Genomic DNA, 18,398 nt, shown 5'->3' on the forward strand with positions numbered 1-18,398 from the left:
TTGCGTATGCATTGCGAATAATTCAATGGATACGATTTACTCCCTTAATCAGTATGCATATATTGTATACAATAGCAAGGCGCAAAGACTCGCTTTTACCGGTTTGACGAATGGAGCGCCGATCGCTCAAGGGAGGAATGAGATGATGAAATCACTGTTGATCACGAACGGCGTGGTCATCACCCTGGATGCGGATCGCCGCATTCTTGAGAACGGACACGTCTTGATTGAGGATGGCCGCATTGCCGCCGTCTTCGATCAGCCGCCGGAAATCGACGCGGCGATCGAGCGCATCGATGCCGCCGGCATGGCGGTCATGCCCGGATTCGTCGATACGCACGCGCACGCCGGACATATGCTGACCAAGGGGTTAGGCAGCGATTCCACCGAATGGATGGATACCACCGGCCATATCTATGCCACTGCCACGGATACCGAATTCTGGGCGGCCGAGGCCGCCTTGTCGGCGCTCGAGCGCATAAAATGCGGCACGACGACCGCCGCGCTGCTGTTCGGGGGCGGACCGGACATCATGCGCACCGAAGCGCCGGACGCGGCGCAAGCCCATCTCGCCGCTGTTGCTGAAATGGGGGTGCGCGAGGTGCTTGCCGTCGGACCGAACCGACCGACCGTGCCGCACACTTATCGCAACTACACGCAAAAATCGTATACAGATATTGTCGTGGATCCTCGCACGCAATTGGATGTGTGCGCCGGGCTTGTCGATGCGTGGACGGCTGTGAACGATCGCCTGACGGTCGCGCTCTCGCTTCCCGTCTTTGATGTTCAAGAATTGAAAAGTGATATCGTATACAATCTGTCCCAGCAGATACGCGACCTTGCGCGTAAAAAAGGCGTGCTGCTTGTTCAGGATGGCCATCGCGAGGGATCCATCGCCGCCAATGCCGCGCGGCTCGATCTGTTCGACCGCCGGTCGCTGCTGGCGCATTGCATCGAACTGACCGATGAGGATATCGCCGTGTTGAAGCGCACCGGCGCCAAGGTCGCTCATAATCCGAGCGCCCTGATGTCGGTATCCGGCCGCTGCCCCGCGACGGAGTTGATGGAGGGCGGCGTGACGGTCTCGCTTGGCACGGATGCCGCCGCTCCCGACCGGTCTTTCGACATGTTCCGCAACATGTTTCAGGCACATCGCTATCACGCGCGGCATTTCCGGGACGATAGCATTCTGCCACCGATGCAGCTTCTGGAAATGGCGACCATCGATGGAGCGCGGGCGCTCTCGATGGAGCAGGAAATCGGCTCGCTCGAGCCGGGCAAACGTGCTGATATCATTCTCGTCAACATGCGGCAGCCGCATCTCTGGCCGCCGGCTCATCCCGTCCAGCGGCTCGCGCGCTTCGCCAATGGCGCGGACGTCGACACGACCATTGTCGGCGGCCGGGTCCTAATGCGCGCGCGCCGGCTCGTGGATCATGATGAAGACGCGATCCTCGACCGCGCCGAGCGCGCCTTCCACCTGATGATGGAACGGGCGGGGCTGGCATGAACCGCATGTCAATTTCGACAATGGACAGGAGTACCAGGTGATGAACGATATTCTCATCCGCAACGTCAGGCCGTTCGGCGGCGAGGCGACGGATCTCTACATTCTGAACGGTCGTTTTGCCGATGGCCATGGCGAAAGCGCGGCAGTCGAGATCGATGGCAGCGGCCATGTCGCCCTGCCGGGATTGGTCGAGGCGCATACCCACCTCGACAAGACTCTGATCGGCATGGACTGGTTCGAGAACCATGTCGGGCCGACGCGCAACGACCGTATCCTGGCCGACAGGCAGGCGAAGCGGGAGCTCGACATCGACGCCCGCCGGCAGTCGGCACGGCAGATCCTGCAGACGCTTGCCCTCGGCGTGCTGCATATCCGTAGTCACGTCGATGTCGACACGGAAATCGGCATTTCCAATATCGAGGGTGTCATCGAGACGCGAGAGGCCCTTCGCGATCTGGTTGATGTTCAGATCGTCGCCTTTCCGCAGAGCGGCATGCTCGTGCGCGAGGGGACGCTCGAGCTGATGGAAGCAGCGCTGAAGGCGGGCGCCGACATCGTCGGTGGCATCGACCCGGCAAGCATAGATCGCAATCCCGTCCATCATCTTGACGCGATCTTCGGGCTTGCCGAGCGCTATGGAAAGCCGATTGATATCCACCTGCACGAGCCGGGCGAGCTTGGCGCCTTCTGTCTCGAACTAATCGTCGAACGAACCCGGGCCCTGTCCATGCAGGGCAAGGTGATGGTGAGCCACGCCTATTGCCTCGGCATGCTGGACGCGCCGAGGCAGCGCGCGCTTGTCGATGCTCTCGCCGCCGAAAGCATCGCGGTCATGACGGTCGGCAGCCCCTCCGGGCCTGCATTGCCGCTGCGGGCAATGCGCCAGGCGGGCATTGTTCTCGCATCCGGTTCCGACGGCATCCAGGGCACTTGGGAGCCCTGGGGCAATGGCGACATGCTGGAACGGGCAAAGTACCTGGCGCAGCGCAACGGCATGACCAACGATGCCGATCTCGCGGAAACGGCGCGGATCTGCACCTTCGGCGGCGCCGAGGGCATCGCTCTTGCCGACTACGGCTTGTCGAGCGGCTGCCACGGCGACGTGGTGCTCGTGCCGGCCCGAACTCTCGCCGAGGCGGTCGCGCTGACGCCGCAGCGCCGAACGGTCATTCGCCGCGGCCGGATCGTGGTGCGCGACGGCGTGCCAAGCGAGGCGCTACCGCATATCGGCTAGCCGCACCGACAGGCGACGCAACGAGCGAGCCGGCCAGGGCGGCCGGCTCGCATCGGGCGAACGTCTTGCCTCCCCGACGTGCGAAGCTTCCCTTTGTTGCATTCTTGGATATTAGGTCAGGACGATCATGGCACCCAATTCCAGCGATAAGAATCAGAAATCTGCCGTCTCCAAATCCGATGCTGTCTACCGCATCCTGAAGCGCGCGATCCTCGATCAGGTTCTGGCGGCGGGAGCGAAGCTTCCTGAGGATTCGATCGGCGATCGGCTCGGCGTGAGCAGGACGATCGTCCGGCAGGCGCTCGCCCGGCTCAACGGCGAAGGCCTAATCGAGCTGCGTCCGCACAAGGGCGCCTGCGTCGCTCAGCCGAGCCTCGAAGATGGCCGCAGCATCCTGGCCGTGCGCCGGGTGCTCGAGGCGCTGGTGGTGGATACGCTGGCCGGCAAGCTGACGTCGCAGCAGATCCGCCAGCTTGAAGCCCATGTCGATGCGGAGGACAATGCAAAGGTCAACAACGCGTCCGCCTCGATCCAGCTTTCCGGCGAATTCCATGTGCTGCTCGCGACGCTTACCGAAAACGACGTGCTGTCGCGCTACGTGACGGAGCTCGTGTCCCGGTCATCGCTCATCCTGTCGCTCTACGGCCGCCCGCATTCCCCGGACTGTGCCGTTTCCGAGCACCGGGAACTGATCGTCGCCCTCGCGCAGGCAGACCGCGACAAGGCGCGCGCCCTGATGATCGATCATATCGAAGCCATCACCACCCGCGCATTGTTGAAAGCAACGCCCGAGAAGGATTTTCGCGACCTGCTGGCGGCATATGCCAGGGAGGAAGGGCTGTAGAGCGTATCTGCGGTCCCTGTCGCGCTGAAGCTTCCAAATAGAGACCGCGAGACCCAAGCGGCGGATGGACATGCTCCCTGGCGACGGCAGGCGTGCCGGGGAGCATGTCGTGATTGAGTGGAATCAGGAATTGTTTTCGATTCTCAAGGCTTTCGCGTCAGGAGACCGAGGTTGAAGAGCTGAACGCGGCGATTGTCAGCCGCCTCCGACTTTGTGCCGGCGATGGGGAAATACTTGCCGACGCCGACCGCAAAGAGGCGATCCGGTGAAACGGCGAAGGTGGTCGCGAGGATTTCCTTGATTGCGTCCGCGCGCTGCTGGCTGAGATCGAGGTTGTGCTGATCGCTTCCCGTCGAACTGGTGTGACCGACGACCAGGAATTTGTAGTCCCAGAGGTTCGGGTGGTGGAGGGCGTCGGCGATCAACCCCAATGTGCGATAGGATTCCGGTTCGATCGCAACGGAGTCGTTCTGGAAATCGACTTCCACGACCATTTGCGGGAGGTGGGCGACCTTGCTCCAATTGGGAAGCCCGGCCATGTCCTTTCCGGAGGCGCTCATAGCCTCCTGGCGCAGAAGTTCGACATCGACGATCGGCGCTGCGCCTGTAAGTTTACCGAGGCCGGAGACGATGCGCTGTTCCGACACTTGCTGCGCCGTCGCATAGGCTGGAATGACCAGCGCGAATGCCAAGGCGGTCATGATGCTTGCTTTGACGTTCATGGGTCTCATCTCCATCCCGCATCGGTGATTGCCTGGTTGCATTTGTTGCCGACCAGACGCTGTGTCTTTATCAGGCAGGCAAGTATGTAGCCGTCTCCCTTGATGCCTCGGCAATGCTGAGCCATGTCATGGGCGCAAACCTTTTCATAGGCCGTCTGCGCATCCTCGCGTTGCTGGATCGAGGTCGTGACATTGGAAAGAGATGCGGTGCAGGTCGGTGAGACCTTCGCTGCATTCTGCTTCAGGCAATCGGCAACGCGGCCGCTGCCGAGGTTGACCCCCTTGCAGAGTTTCTTGATGTCGGCGCCACAATCCTTCGCCAGTGTCGTGACCGCATCCGCATAGCTGATTGTCTCGGCTCTCGCGATGCCTGCGGAGACCATCCCCGCCAATAAGAATCCACAAAATAATCTGCCGGTCTTCCTCATCCTCATCTCCTTTGCTTCCGAGGGGCAGTGATCTGGCGCCTTCCGGACAGGCTCGTCGTATAGCTGTCGACATTCCGGCTGTTTGCCATGGGTATCGATGTAAATGCTTACCTGTCACGTCCGTCGTTGTGCCGAACTGCTGCGATGCCGCGGTGATGTGCGCCGTCACCGCGTTGGGCGTTCCTATCCGGGATCCTTGACCGCGACATAAACGACGGCATGACCGTTATATTGCGGTTCGAACCAATTCCCGCCGCAGTCCTGATAGGACACGCCATTCACGACGACCGCGGAGCATGCGGGCGGGAGCGTGGCAATAACGGATCCAACCGCGACAGCCGTTGCTGCTCCCCAGACGGCAGCCGGCCCGGGACCCCAATATCCGGGCCAATAGGGACCGGGTGGCGGAGGAAGTGGTGCGTAAGGCACAGGATGCGGGCCAGGGAATGGCCCCGGTCCCGGATATGGATGTGGCCCCGGATAGGGATGTGGACCGGGATGCGGGTTTGGATGGGGTGTCGGCGTCGGCGGATGAGGGTGAAGCCCGGACGGGTTCGGATGCGGCGCGGGGTGTGGGGCCGGATGAGGAGCCGGGTGCGGCGCCGGTCGCGGTCCATGGGCCGGGTGGGGATTGCCGCCCGGATGAAAACGGGGTTGGAAATGTGTTGGCGCATTGAAGCCGCGAAAGTTGCCGCCGCCGGGATGAACGCCTCCGTGGAAGCCGCCGCCACCAAAATTCATGCGCGGCACCCGGCCGCCGAAGCCGCCTCTCGCCTCGGCGACATGCGGGGCAACCAAGGCGGTGACGAGAAGTGCGCATAGGAACGTGCCGGGCTTCTTCATTTCTTGTCTCCCTCGCCCAGGAACTTGATTTTCTGTGCGCCTTCCGCCGGCGTGTAGACGAAGGTATCGTCGGGGATCGTGGCGTTTTCCGTCCATTCCAGGATAGAGGTGATCCGCGGCCGGGTGAGGTCTTCCCGATCGACCAGTGAAATCTTCAGGGGAAGCGGGCTGCCTTCCGCAGCGATCCAGATTTCGGCGTCCTGATCAGGGCCCCGGTAGGCCCAGTGATTGGTTTCCTTGCCGTTGATATAGGCATGGCCGACGAAGAAACCCTCGTGGATCAGGTTGATCGGCGCGTCAGACGTTCCCCAGGAGAAGAGATCCGCCAGTGGGAAAGCCAGATGATATTTCTGCGCCGCCTCTTCCAGGGTCGCTTTGATGGTGGCTGGGGCCGGGACCTGAGCGTAGACATGCTGGTCGGGCGAGGCATAGACAAGTGTCTTGCCGTCATAGACCAGTTCACCATGGACGACATCGGTGGTGAGATCGATGCGCAGATGGTCGGGCCGCCTTACCTCGTAAGTCGCGGTGCCGCCGATTTCCAGCTTCTGATCGGTGTCGAGGACGACTTCAGAGGTCGTCGTTGCCTTCAGGCTGAAAGTCTGCAGCGATTGCAGATGTTCGCCCATCGTCTTGAGCGCTTGAATGGATTCCGGCTCGATGCGGGGCTCCTTGGAATGCCTCTCCTGGGCGAGCACGCCCCCGGCGGCAATGAGAAGCGTCACCGTCGCAAGCATGAGGCGCGACCATCTGAGATGCGGCATCGCTTTGCCTTCCTTTCTCCCGCATAGACCGGGACAAGGTAAGGCTAGGCGCGCATGGTCATCCTGAGGAAGTACGCAACGGTAAATGTGCCCGTAAACGCCCGCGGACTGCGCAGTCCGAACGTCGTGTTACATCGGTTGAACGGTGGTCACATATCCGGCAGCCCTTGCCGCTGCCAGGAATGCCTCTCGCGCCTCCTGCGGGCTTGCGCCGCCCTCGAAGACCTCCAGGCAGATGCGAAGCGCTTCGTCACGCTCGAAACTGCAGTCCGGTTCTGGCCATCTGTCCATCAGAGAATCGGCTGCCTCTCTTACGCTGCCGATTCTCTGGGCCCCGTCCGGGAAAGGCAGGACGATGACAATGGGCGCTTGCCATTTCATGTCGTACATTTTGGCTTCCTCTATGCACTACGATCCAGAATCGTACGGGAGAAAGCGGCGGAAAGTTGCACCGACGTTGAGCTGGGCAGGGCAGGCCTCAGGATTTGTCCTTTCTGACGCCCAGGCGTCTTAGAAATCCCGGCGCGTAAATGACGCATGCGATGGATGCAGCCAGCATCAGAAGCGAAATTGCCAGTTGGACCACGTTGTACCGGAGCGAGCCCTCGGCAAAGAACCAGCCCGAAATGATGCCCGCAATGGCAAATGGGATACGTACGACGATGGGGAACCACATGGGACAATCCTTTTCTAAAGAAGCAGCAGGCGCTTCACCACCGGCCCGAGCTGTGAGTACGGCAGGAAGGCAGCCCCCGCGGCAAGCAGCGGCAAGAGTGCAGGAACAAGCAACACTACCATGTTTTTCCGGTTGATCAGCAGACCCGATGTCCTCAGCGCAGCAGTCCAGATCGGCTTTATATCGTGAAGCTCGGCGAATTGCTCCTCCTGCAGATCGTCGCACATGTTGCTGCCGAGTGTCGTCCGCTCGTTCCACCTCTCGTAGTCGGTCGCCTTGGCCATTGCGAGCAGAATGGTTTTCTTCTTCAACTCGACGATCTTGGCCCCAGGCTTGAGAAGCGGCAAGACGTAATAGAGCGTCACGACGACCAGCCACGCGGCGCATATGATTGTAAAGAGCGTCGGGGTCAGTGGCTGGCGCTCCATGACATGGCCAATGGCTGCCGCCGCCACGCAGCTGACCGCCAGCGTGAAGAGGCCGTAGCCTGCCGGATAGAAGCCCAGGAAGCCCAATCCCGCATGATCGTCCGGATGGGTTACGACAAGCCGCAGGCGGCAGTCGGAGATGTCTGAAAGAAACGCTGCCCAGACGAGGTGCTTCCAGATCAGCCTCGAAAGGAGAAACCAGTAGATCGTATTGCTGACGGCCAGGCACCAAACGCCGGCAAGCGTCTGTGAGGCCGCAGAGGAAGCCCACGAGGGAGCGTTGCCGCCAAGGAAGCTGGCGGCATTCGCGCCGGAGGCGGCGAATGCCAGCAGCAGGCATATCGCTTCGGGTATGGTCGCGACAGTCCGTTCCCGGGCGCGCTCGAGTGCCTTGCGGCCCTCGGTGCGCGACACGGAAGCAAGCAGCGGCACGCGAAAAACAAGCGACGTGCATTCGTCGATCGCGAAAGCGATCGGCTTTTCGGAGAGGGCCAGCAGTACCGGAGCGATGAGGAACTTCGCCCAGGCGCCCCAATCCTGAAGAAACAGGCCTGCAAGGTAGGCGCCGCCGGTCGATAGCAGCATCAGGACGGGGACGACCCAAGCCAGCAGGGCAAGGCACAAGGCACGCCATCCCCGTTTGCGCAGCCCCAGCCATGACATCAGTTCATAGAAGGGGCCGCCATGCATGATCCGGATTCTGCTTTCCTCGTCATCCACCGTCACTTGCGGCCTCCGTGGACGCGGCCAGCTTGTTCCGTCGAACAAGTGCGGAGGCCGGCGCGGCACCGCTGGCCTTTTCGTCACCGCCGACGTTGACGGTCGGTTGGGCGAAATCGATGCCATTTGCCTTGAAAGCTTCGCGAATCTTCAGATACGCCTTGCGGCGGATGTAGGTCTGCATTCCCGGCACCGTCATCATCCCGAAGCTTAGCACGATGCCGTAATCGCCAAACTCTTCCACGCCCTTCAGTTTCAATGGTTGAAGAAACAGCGGACCAAGTTCGGGATCCTGCGTGAGCTCCGCGCCGATCTGTTTCGTGAGCTTGCGCGCCTTTTCCACATCCGTGTCGAACCCGACGGTAATGCGAAACTTGTCGATCACCCAGTCGCGGCTCATGTTTTGCACCGCGCCGAGCTCGCCGAACGGCACGGTGAAGACGGGGCCGCGATGGTGGCGCAGCCGCACGGAGCGCAAGCTGAAGCCCTCGACGGTTCCCTTGTAGTTCTTGGCCTGAATATACTCGCCCACGCGGAATGCGTCGTCGAACATATAGAAGACGCCGCTGATGATATCCTTGACCAGCGTTTGCGAACCGAACCCCAGGGCGACGCCGAATATTCCGGCGCCGGCGATCAGGGGGCCGATCTGTACGCCGAATTCGGAAAGCACGATCAGGCCCGCCATGACCGCCACGATGACGGCAAGCGCGTTTCGCAGGATCGGCAACAGGGTGCGGAATCGCGCCTGGCGAGCGGCGTCGGCCGGCGGGAGGCTCGATGTGTCCAAAGACGCAGCCAGCGTGCGATCGATCCAGTTCCGCGCAAGTTGCCAAGCCAGATCGGCAAGCAGGAGGATGACGACGCTTTTCAGGAGCCCGTAGAAAATGGCCGTCACGACCGGATTGCTGTGGCCGAGCCCCTCGGGGTTCAGTCGCCAGACGATGGCGAGCCAGCCGGCCGCGGCGGCGATGACGATGGCGCGAGCGCCTCGAACCACGAGTACCCGCCTGATACCGGAGGTGTCGTTCCCGGCGAAACGTTCGGCGGCGCGTCCGATCCCGGACAGAAGCCCGGGAAGTCCGACCGCATAAAGCCCCAGCCAGAACAGCGATTTGAGACCGAAGGCCCAGAAGCACCAGACAATGACCAGCAGGAGCGTCAAGGCCGCCTTCGAATTTTTCGTGCGCTGCGGCGACGACGACCAGATGGCCTCGATCGCGAGCGCGAGAATCACGATCGAAAAGCCGACCGCAATCGCATCGGCGACGGCCGACGGCAATTCGAGCGGCTGCGCCAAAGCGGCACTGGCGATGGCGATGATGACGACGGCAAGAAGGATGCGGCATCTCAGGCGCAGCGAGCGGTGAGAAACGGCAAAGCCGACCAGCACGGAGCCGGCGCGAAAGACGATGAAGCCTGCGAGATAGGCAAGGAGGACGATACGGGCGAGAGGTGGCCATTCGACCGCGAAGAAGACCACTGCGATGCCCAGGGCAAACACGCAGATGGGGGCAAGCTGCGCCATCAGGCTTCCCGTGGAGGATCGGATGCGCCGATATATCCATTCGGCGGCCAGGCCCAGCGCCACCAGGCCGGCAAAGATCAGGAAGACGGGTGCGAATCCATGGCTGATCGCGTCCTGGCGCACGCGCAGCGAGGCCGAAAGAAGCTCCGATGGAATCGATGGAATTGCAGAGACAATCTCGTGGATGTGGGCCCGGGTGGTTGCTTCCCAATTCGCCAGGCCGCCGGACGCGAGCCCTGCGGGAGCGGTGGGCGCGCCGGCGGCTTGTGACCGTGCCGTCAGCCATGTGCGAATGTCCGGGTCCTCGAGAAGCTTGACGAACTCGTCGATCTTCTGTTGCCGACCGGGCCCTGCTGTCGCTTCCGTCTGGATGCCGGCGGCCAGGAATATACGTGCCATGATCCAGCTCATTGCGATGGCTTTCTGATCGGGAACTGGAAGTTCAGGCCTGCGAAGATCTGCCATCGCGGTGCGCCGGGCCCGTCGTGCCAGACGGTATATTGCGGTTCGACAAAGGCGTTCATCGTAATGCCGTTCTCCAGGGGGACCACCTTGCCCAGGCCGAGGCCCGCAGGGATGTAGCTGCTGCCGTTTTCCAGATTGAAATTCCAGGTCGCCGACGACCGGACGTACCAGCCGTCCTTGAGATTGAAGTTGACGATAGGCTGCACCGTCAGGAGGTTGACGTCTTCACGGTCTTCCTTGCCGGCGAACGAGGTCTGGTAGGTGAGCAGTCCGCCCAGCAGCCCCCATTGCTGGGGAACGACGGCCACGCCCGCTGCGCCAACCTGCCATTTTCCACTTCCAAGCGACGTATCGGTCGCGGTCGGCAGCACCACCAGCGGCCCCGCGCCGAAGGTAATGTCGCCCTTCTTCGGTAGAATGAAGAGATCCATCAGCGTGAGGTCGCCGAGACCCGTCACATAGCCGGTCGGCACGTCGGGCGATGTGGCTATGGGCAAGGTGAATCGGAACAGTTGCGGCGCGCCTCCGAGGTCGGAGGGGATCAAGCCGCGCAGCAGGAACTGGTTTGCCTTCGGATGGCCGGGCGTGTCGATGAAGCTCGGAACGTAATAGTCCTGCAGATTGATCGTAATCTTGGGCGTCAGAGGGTTATTGGCCTCGTTGACGTCAGAATGCTCCTGAGCGGCAGCCGTTCCCGCACAAAGGATAGTTGCGATCAGCCAGGCTTTCATTTGCATTCTTGCGGCCTCCGGGCAAATTGCCGTCATGAAGCCACGTTCGCCACGCGCATGCGAGTACGCAACAGTAAACAGTCCCGTAAACGATCCGTGCGCCGCCGAGATGTCGGGCCATTTACGGTAACGTACTTACGTTTCATCTAAAACATCCCATACTCGGTCGATCACCTCGATGGGGGAAGGTCGTCGTTAGATGGATAGGCGAGGCGGCGAAGCGAGCAGGACAAGCAAGGCGGCACAGCGCGGACTTTGGCGTCTGATGTTGAAGCTGCCCGCCTTGCGGGGCCGGCTTCAGATTCTCGCGGTCAGAAGCCGGCGGCTGGACGACCTCTTCGAGGCATACGAGGAGGCGAGTCTCGCGCTTGAACGATTTCAGAAAGACGGAGGCGGCAGCGGCGGCCCCCTCGTCGAAGAGTACGAGGCCGTCTGCCGCGATATCGAAGCCGATGTCATCCAATTCATTCTGCAAAGCGGGTCAAGCTTTGCGGAATGAACCGTGTTTTCCACCTCAAAAGTTGGGAGAAATAGAGATGGTCCACGACGCGGGCTCTCAGGCATTTCAACGGTCTTCGCTTCCGCCAAATCTGCTGGCCTGGACCGGTACTTTGCTTGTTGCATGCGCTTCTCCAGCCATGGCCGACAACTATACCAATCTTGTCGTGCCCCCCAATTCCTCGTTCGTGCTGTCGAGCGGCGACACCGTCACCGGCACGAACAACACCGCACTCAGGATTCAGCGCAACTCGACCGTGACCCTGTCCAACGGGCCGGTGGCCGGGCCGATCAACATCAACTCGTCCGGCACCAACGGGCACGGCATTTGGACGACGACCGATGGCTCAGGGAGCATTACCGGAACGTCATTGACCTTCGGATCCGGTGTTACGACCAATATCTCGACAAACGGCAATCTTTCCTATGGCATTCATCTCGGCGCCGGAGCCCAGACCCATCTGGTCTTCGAGCAGGGATCGACGACCAACATCCGCGCCTATCTTGGAATGATGCTCGGGGCATCGGCCGCGGCGACGCCGGCCCTGACCAACGATGTTGTCCTGAGGCCCAACTCCATCGTCAATATCGACGCATACCAGCAGCCGGGGATATTCCAGGGCATCAGCATGAGCGGCGGCGCATCGCTGCATCTGGACGCAGGCAGCCAGCTTTCGGTCCATGTCGCGGATGGCGGGACGACGGGCTACGACAGGGGCATTCTCGTGTCGCAGAACGTCAATACGGGGCTCGGCGGTATTCTGACATCCGATGCCGGTTCTCTGCTGACGATCGATACGCACTCGAACAATCAGTCGGATGGCCTCTACACCATCAATACCGGACGTAGCGATCTCAGGGGCGTCACGCAGATCACGACCTCAGGCGATCTTAGCGCCGGCGCGTTTCTATATGCAGACCCCGACATGACACGGCTCACAATATCGGCCGAAGGGCCCGGGCGATCGAGCATCAGTACCTCGGGCACCGAGAGCGAGGGATTGTTCATCTATCGGGGGCACGCGCTCATCGGTCGTACGGATGTATCGACAACAGGGGACACCTCCGCGGGAGCCTTCGTCTATGGACCCGAGAGCAGTCTGGTGACGGAAGATTCGACCATAACGACGGTCGGAAGCGGCTCCGACGGGGTTGTCGTCCACTCCGGAGCGACCGTTTCCGGCAGCGACACGGACATCGCGGTGAGTGGCGCCGGCTCCACTGGCCTGTTCCTGACGGGCAGCGGAACGGAACAGACCGCCAGCTTCAGTGGCGGCTCCATTGCCAGCAACGGCACGGCGATCGGTGTCGGCGGCGGCACGGGAGTTGTCAGCCTCGATGGCGTTACCGTCAAGGGGATCGACTGGCTCGACGTCAAGAGTGCAAGCGCGTTTCGGGCACTTCCGACGGTCAGCTTCGGGATCGATCAGGTCGCCGACGACGGCACGCTCGTTCGCACCTCGCTGTCTCCCGTTGCGGTCGTTGCTGCCGGGTCGACTACCGCCAACGTAACGGCGCGCAACTCGACGCTGACCGGCGCCGCCTTCACCGAGCCGGGAAGCGTCTCGAACGTGACGCTCGTCGATACGTTGTGGACGATGACCGGAAGCTCCAACCTGACGAACCTGATCAATGATCCGAGCCTTATCCAATACACGCCTCCGGTCGGCGATCCGACGGTGCTGGCGAGCTACAAGACGCTGACCGTCGCCAATTACGTCGGCCAAGGCGGCGAGATCGGTCTGAACACCTATCTGGGCGCCGACGGATCTCCCTCGGACAGGCTGATCGTGGACGGGGGTACGATCACCGGCAACTCGACGCTTGCCGTGAAAAACACGACGGGTCCCGGCGCCCTGACCACCGGTGACGGCATCCTCGTCGTCGACACTGTCAACGGGGCAACCTCGGTGCCGACCGCCTTCACGCTGGCGAGCGACTATGTGACGGAGCAGGGTGAGCCGGCGGTCGTCGGCGGCGCCTACGCATATACGCTTCATTACGGAGGGGTCGGCGCGAATGCGACCGACAACAACTGGTATCTTCGCTCCGATGCGCCATCCTCGACACCTGGTTCGCCCGAGCCGCTCTACCAGCCCGGCGACCCTGTCTACCAGGTCTATCCGCAGGTTCTGATGGCTCTGCAGTCCCTGCCGACGATGCAGCAGCGCGTCGGAAATCGCTATTGGACGGAGCCCGCCGTTCCAGAGCAGGTGTTCTGCAAGGATCCGACGCAGAACTTCCGATGCACGGTCGCCCCCGAGCAGGCGAGCTATTACGGAGACGGGAAGGCGACAATCGAAAGCAACGCCATCTGGACCAGAATTGACGGGCTTCATGGCCACTACGAGCCTCGCACGGCGACCGCCTCCATGGACTACGACATGGACATATGGCGGCTGCAGGCCGGCCTCGACGGATTGCTGTACGACGCCAAGGACGGGGCGAAACTTGTCGGCGGGGTGTCGTTTCACTACGGCCGGGCCGTCACCGACGTTTCGTCGGTGTTTGGCGACGGCAGTCTTCGAACGGACGGCTACGGATTCGGCGGTACGCTGACATGGCTCGATAGCACCGGCTTCTATGTCGACGGTCAGGCATCCCTGAGCTGGTTCGAAAGCGATCTTTTCTCCGACGCCGCTCATCGCGATCTCCAGGACAACAACGGCGGCTTTGGCTATGCGCTGTCTGTGGAGACCGGCAAGAAGATCGAGCTGCATGACGACTGGACGGTCACTCCCCAGATTCAGCTCGCCTATTCAAACGTCCGCTTCGACAGTTTCACGGACACGTTCGGCGCCAGAATATCGTCGGGCGGCAACGACAGCCTTCTCGGCCGGCTTGGCGTCTCCGCCGACAAGGATGCAAATTGGAAGGACGAGGCCGGCAAGACGCGACGCAGCCACCTCTATGGCATCGCCAATCTCTACTACGAGTTCCTGGATCCGTCCGTGGTCGAGGTCTCCGGGGTCGGTTTCGAGACCGGCAACGAACGGCTATGGGGTGGCTTGGGCGTGGGCGGCAGCTATAATTGGAATGACGACAAGTATTCCGTGTATGCGGAGCTTTCCGCCAATACCAGCCTCAAGTCGTTTGGCGACAGCTACTCCCTCAACGGCACGGCCGGATTTCGCGTCAAATGGTGAGGCGTTCGAGAAAACCGGGCTGGCGAGAACCATGTCCTATCGATCGGCGACGGCTTTGCGACAGGATTCATAGGGCGACGACAGGCGCGGGGTATGCAGCTTGACGTTTGTCCGTCGCCTCGCTCCCCTCTTATGTGCCGGCGCGCTCGGCCTTCTTGTCTCCTGCGGGCATCAAGATGTCGATGGCGCGCCGAAGTCCGCGGAAATTCGGCCCTATGCCGATGAACCATACAATGTCAGGCCGATCGACAGAAGCAAGTTTGCCTCGCGGTTCCGCCCGGCGACCGTGACGGCCCCAGTGGGTTACGCGCCGGGAACCATTGTCGTCGATACCTCCGCAAGGCAGCTCTATTTCATACTGGGTGACGGAAAGGCGCGCCGCTATGGGATTGCCGTCGGCGCGGCGGGCCATGCCTGGTCGGGGGTTGCAACCATTGGAAGGATGGCGAAATGGCCGGCCTGGTATCCGACGGACGACATGCGCAGCGATGCTCCGGAACTGCCGCATCGGATTGAGCCGGGGCCGGGCAACCCCCTGGGTGCGCGCGCGCTCTATCTTTACAAGAACGGGGTCGACACCCTTTACCGCATTCACGGCACCTCGGAACCCTGGACGATCGGCAATGAAGTCTCTTCCGGCTGCATCAGAATGGTGAACGAAGACGTGATGGAGCTTTACGCCCATGTGTCAAAGGGCACCGTTGTCTTCGTTCTGTAACGCATTTGTCGGCCGCAAGTGTCACATTGGCGCGCATTGAAGCTTTGCCGCTTTTCCTCGCCGGGCAAAAGAGGGGAAGCTGGAAGACGGCCCGTGCGGAAAACGTCTCGGATCGATACCATGGTCGCATCGAAATTGATCACGTATTAGTTTTATTTAGCGCTTTCGATACAACTCCAAATTTTTGTCTGTGACTTGCTGCGCACCCCATGATATGTGGGGGTAATTAATAATATTATACATTAGTCGATTTGCGCATGCGGGGGAGCTGCGAAATGGCTGTCGAAACATCTGAGATCAGGTCGGGAGAGGTCTCTCTTGAGAAGGCGAGACTGGAGCTTGAGCGTCTGCTGTCGGACGACCGCTTCCGGGTATCCGACCGGCAGCGCGATATCCTGCGATATCTTGCGGAACGTCGGCTCGCCGGTTGCGAAAGTGGTGTGAAGGCATATTCGATAGCCCTTGATGTCCTCGGCAGGCCAAGCGGTTTCGATGCTGCAAACGATCCGATCGTTCGCATAGAGATCAGCCGCCTGAGAACCAGCCTCGAAAGCTACTACGGCGTCTTCGGCGCGGATTTGGGCGTGTCGGTCTACATACCGAAGGGGAGCTATCTCACCCTGTTCCTGAAGACGCCCGACCGAGGCGGCGTCGAGGACTTGCCTGTAAACGGCGGCTTGCCGGCACCTTTGCGCGATTCCGTCCGCGTCGCCGACGTCAGACGGCCATCGCGTCCGAGATGGAAATGGCTTCTGGTTGCAGGGGCGGCGGTGTCCGTTGCCTTGTTGCTGGTGACAGCCGGCACTCTTTATCTCCTGCCGAACACCACGAGCAAACCCAGCGTCACGCTCGCCATGACGGCCGTATCCGCCGATCTGAACGACGAGGCCGCGCAGACAACGGATATGCTGCTCACCGCCCTCACGCAATTTCAGACCGTCGTCGTCGCGAAGCCGTCCCTGGAATCGAGCCGGAGCCTTGGGGTCTTCTCGAGATATGACGTTGAGATGAAGTATTACGGCACGAGCGACGATCATAGTGTGTGGTGGCAGATCGTGGACCGCATGTCCGGCGAGCTGTTGAAATCGGGCGTCGAAACCGTCGAGATCAGCGGCAGGAGCCCGGCGGCCGTCCGCGAGGAAATAACCGGAATACTGGCAAGGCGCATCGCCGCCACCCACGGCGTCGTCAACACATTCGAAGTGCAGAGCAGTCCGAAGGGAGCGCTTGGAAATGCATGTGTGCTGCGCGCCGAATATGCGTTGGACGAAGGCGGCAGCCGCGGCATTGCCGCCGCGTCCCTCTGTCTCGAGCGCACGCTCGCGCGCGCGCCTGACGATCCCGATGCCAACGCCCTGCTTTCGCGCATTCTGCTTGCTCCGCGCGACAGCGCCATCGATGCAGCCACGCGCGCGCGGTCGCTGGAATTGGCGAAACGCGCCGTGCTGCTTGCGCCGCTTTCCGACCGGGCACAGACGGCGCTGATGATCGCGCATTTTCTGGATGGAAGGACAGATGCGGCGATCGAGGCGGGCAATCGGGCAATGGCTCTCAATCCGAACAATCCGGATGCCGCCGCTTCTTTGGGCCTCGTGCTATTTTCCGCCGGATATTGGAAAGCGGGCGTGGATCTGGCGCAGACCGCAAGCAACGAGAGCGACACGCCGCCGCGCGATGCCATGGTGGTGCTGGCGCTCGACGCCTACCGAAACGGCAATTGGTCCGAAGCATCGCTTCTGTCAGATCGCGTCAACTGTACGGACTTCATCGTTCGTGCCGTGAGAGCGGCTGCATCGGGGCAGCTCGGAGCCACGGATGCGAATGCCCTCCTCAACGACGTGAAGGGATCCGACCACAACTTCGAAGACCTGTTTCGCGACCGGATGGCGACGGCTCGTATGCGGCCGGAGATCGTGGCCGACCTCGAGGCCGGCCTTTCGAAGGCAGGTGCAAATTTCCCGACCGTCATCAGCGCCCAGCAGCCGTAAATTACAGCCCGGTTTACCGTTGCGTACTTGCGCATGAACTCCCCGCACGAGATCCTTCGTTAGAATAGTGATTCTACTTGGGATTGTGTTCAAGGGGGCTGCATGAAGTCGTATTATTTGGTCTGCCTGATGGCTGCGGGTGCTTCCTTGCTGCTGTCGGGTGTGGGCGTTCATGCCGCAGAAAATGGAACAGGCTTCTATCTGCTTGGCTCCAAAGGCCCCGGTGCAGGCTTCACGCCTCCGCCGGGCGTCTATTTCGAGAACGACGTTTATATCTATTCCGGTAGCTTGGGTGGCGGCAAATCCTTGCCGACCGGGGGCCGGGTTGCGGTCGGCGTCGATGGGAATGCCGTCTTCGAACTGCCGACAGTTCTGTGGATCCTTCCGGAGGATGTTGCCGGCGGCCGGTTCGGCCTTTCCGCGACGGTGCCGGTCGGCTGGATGAAGACGTCTGCGGATCTGACCTTGAAAGGTCCGCGAGGCCACGCGGCGGACGGTAGCGTGACGGATACGGTATTCACTGTTGGCGATCCCGTGGTCAGCGCTTTGCTTGGCTGGGAATCGGGCAATTTCCACTGGCAGACCGGCGTCATGGTCAACGTGCCGATCGGCGACTATCAGGACGGGGAAATATCCAACGTGGCCTTCCATCACTGGGGCGCGGACGTCTCGACATCGCTGACGTGGCTTGATCCCTCGATCGGCCTGGATCTCTCGGGAACGGTCGGCATGACGTTCAATGCCGAAAATCCGGCGACCGACTACAGAACCGGTAACGAGTTCCATTTCGAATGGGCGGCCGTTCAGCATTTCAACGAGCAGTTCGATGCCGGCCTGGTTGGATATTATTATCAACAGGTCACGGGCGACAGCGGGCAAGGTGCCACGCTCGGCGACTTTAAGGGACGGTCGCTCGCAATTGGCGCGACGGTGGGCTGGACCTTCAAGGTTGGCGAGCTTCCGCTATCCACGCGCCTGAAATATTTCCATGAATTCGACACGAAGAACCGAGCAAGCGGCGATGCTGTCTTGCTCACCCTTTCAATGCCGTTGTCGATTACAAAGCCGGTCTCCGCGCAATAAGCGATATCCGCCTCGCAAGTTTCCATGATCGCTGTCGGCTTGAGAGAGGCCCGGCGAAGCCGCCGTCCGCGT

The 18,398-nt window shown here is 61.2% G+C and carries 17 protein-coding genes; 9 read left to right on the top strand and 8 right to left on the bottom strand.

Annotated elements, in window-relative coordinates; translation table 11 throughout:
• Positions 1 to 145 precede the first annotated feature (145 nt).
• From ACQZ6J_RS21605 to ACQZ6J_RS21615, 3 genes are all read left to right on the top strand, one after another.
• Entirely contained in the window at positions 146 to 1,510 is a 1,365-nt protein-coding gene (locus tag ACQZ6J_RS21605; RefSeq protein ID WP_449085562.1) for an amidohydrolase family protein, read from the top strand.
• A 37-nt stretch (positions 1,511 to 1,547) separates the two neighbouring features.
• Positions 1,548 to 2,744: an amidohydrolase family protein gene (locus ACQZ6J_RS21610; protein ID WP_449085563.1), complete on the top strand. Its 1,197-nt coding sequence runs from the start codon at positions 1,548 to 1,550 to the stop codon at positions 2,742 to 2,744.
• Positions 2,745 to 2,871: 127 nt separating this feature from the next.
• Positions 2,872 to 3,588 (top strand): GntR family transcriptional regulator, encoded by a 717-nt coding sequence (locus tag ACQZ6J_RS21615; protein ID WP_163989594.1) that lies wholly within the window; start codon positions 2,872 to 2,874, stop codon positions 3,586 to 3,588.
• A gap of 143 nt (positions 3,589 to 3,731) precedes the next feature.
• Here the strand turns inward: ACQZ6J_RS21615 and ACQZ6J_RS21620 are convergent, their stop codons facing one another.
• Both ACQZ6J_RS21620 and ACQZ6J_RS21625 read right to left on the bottom strand, forming a co-directional pair.
• Positions 3,732 to 4,310, bottom strand: coding sequence for an OmpA family protein (locus tag ACQZ6J_RS21620; RefSeq protein ID WP_432444395.1), 579 nt, complete (start codon positions 4,308 to 4,310; stop codon positions 3,732 to 3,734).
• Between the two features lie 5 nt (positions 4,311 to 4,315).
• Positions 4,316 to 4,738 (bottom strand): cysteine rich repeat-containing protein, encoded by a 423-nt coding sequence (locus tag ACQZ6J_RS21625; protein ID WP_449085564.1) that lies wholly within the window; start codon positions 4,736 to 4,738, stop codon positions 4,316 to 4,318.
• A gap of 642 nt (positions 4,739 to 5,380) precedes the next feature.
• On the opposite strand from ACQZ6J_RS21625, the gene ACQZ6J_RS21630 reads away from it, so the two are divergent.
• Positions 5,381 to 5,560 carry a hypothetical protein gene (locus tag ACQZ6J_RS21630; RefSeq protein WP_163989589.1) on the top strand — a complete coding sequence of 60 codons (180 nt, stop codon included), beginning with the start codon at positions 5,381 to 5,383 and terminating at the stop codon, positions 5,558 to 5,560.
• A 17-nt stretch (positions 5,561 to 5,577) separates the two neighbouring features.
• Here the strand turns inward: ACQZ6J_RS21630 and ACQZ6J_RS21635 are convergent, their stop codons facing one another.
• The 6 genes from ACQZ6J_RS21635 to ACQZ6J_RS21660 all read right to left on the bottom strand — a co-directional run bounded on the left by ACQZ6J_RS21635 (position 5,578) and on the right by ACQZ6J_RS21660 (position 10,899).
• Positions 5,578 to 6,345 (bottom strand): DUF2092 domain-containing protein, encoded by a 768-nt coding sequence (locus ACQZ6J_RS21635; RefSeq protein WP_163989587.1) that lies wholly within the window; start codon positions 6,343 to 6,345, stop codon positions 5,578 to 5,580.
• A 129-nt stretch (positions 6,346 to 6,474) separates the two neighbouring features.
• On the bottom strand, positions 6,475 to 6,735 hold the full coding sequence (locus ACQZ6J_RS21640; RefSeq protein WP_449085565.1) for a DUF982 domain-containing protein: 261 nt from the start codon (positions 6,733 to 6,735) through the stop codon (positions 6,475 to 6,477).
• Positions 6,736 to 6,823: 88 nt separating this feature from the next.
• Positions 6,824 to 7,021: a hypothetical protein gene (locus ACQZ6J_RS21645; protein WP_163989583.1), complete on the bottom strand. Its 198-nt coding sequence runs from the start codon at positions 7,019 to 7,021 to the stop codon at positions 6,824 to 6,826.
• 14 nt (positions 7,022 to 7,035) lie between these two features.
• Positions 7,036 to 8,175, bottom strand: a complete 1,140-nt coding sequence (locus tag ACQZ6J_RS21650; RefSeq protein WP_449085566.1) for a hypothetical protein — start codon at positions 8,173 to 8,175, stop codon at positions 7,036 to 7,038.
• The gene (locus ACQZ6J_RS21655; protein ID WP_449085567.1) at positions 8,162 to 10,096 is read right to left on the bottom strand and encodes a mechanosensitive ion channel family protein; all 1,935 of its coding nucleotides are present in this window, start codon (positions 10,094 to 10,096) and stop codon (positions 8,162 to 8,164) included. The genes ACQZ6J_RS21650 and ACQZ6J_RS21655 overlap by 14 nt, the downstream gene beginning before the upstream one ends.
• A gap of 8 nt (positions 10,097 to 10,104) precedes the next feature.
• Entirely contained in the window at positions 10,105 to 10,899 is a 795-nt protein-coding gene (locus ACQZ6J_RS21660) for a hypothetical protein (RefSeq protein WP_449085568.1), read from the bottom strand.
• A 193-nt stretch (positions 10,900 to 11,092) separates the two neighbouring features.
• On the opposite strand from ACQZ6J_RS21660, the gene ACQZ6J_RS21665 reads away from it, so the two are divergent.
• From ACQZ6J_RS21665 to ACQZ6J_RS21685, 5 genes are all read left to right on the top strand, one after another.
• Positions 11,093 to 11,392, top strand: coding sequence for a hypothetical protein (locus tag ACQZ6J_RS21665; protein ID WP_449085569.1), 300 nt, complete (start codon positions 11,093 to 11,095; stop codon positions 11,390 to 11,392).
• Positions 11,393 to 11,531: 139 nt separating this feature from the next.
• Complete coding sequence (locus ACQZ6J_RS21670; RefSeq protein WP_449085570.1) at positions 11,532 to 14,537, top strand: autotransporter family protein; 3,006 nt, start codon at positions 11,532 to 11,534, stop codon at positions 14,535 to 14,537.
• 100 nt (positions 14,538 to 14,637) lie between these two features.
• A complete protein-coding gene (locus ACQZ6J_RS21675; RefSeq protein WP_449085571.1) occupies positions 14,638 to 15,255 on the top strand; it encodes a L,D-transpeptidase in 618 nt (205 codons plus the stop codon).
• 275 nt (positions 15,256 to 15,530) lie between these two features.
• Positions 15,531 to 17,243, top strand: coding sequence for a tetratricopeptide repeat protein (locus tag ACQZ6J_RS21680; protein ID WP_449085572.1), 1,713 nt, complete (start codon positions 15,531 to 15,533; stop codon positions 17,241 to 17,243).
• Positions 17,244 to 17,372: 129 nt separating this feature from the next.
• Entirely contained in the window at positions 17,373 to 18,326 is a 954-nt protein-coding gene (locus ACQZ6J_RS21685; protein WP_449085649.1) for a SphA family protein, read from the top strand.
• Positions 18,327 to 18,398 lie beyond the last annotated feature (72 nt).

The organism is Rhizobium sp. A37_96, from assembly GCF_053521765.1.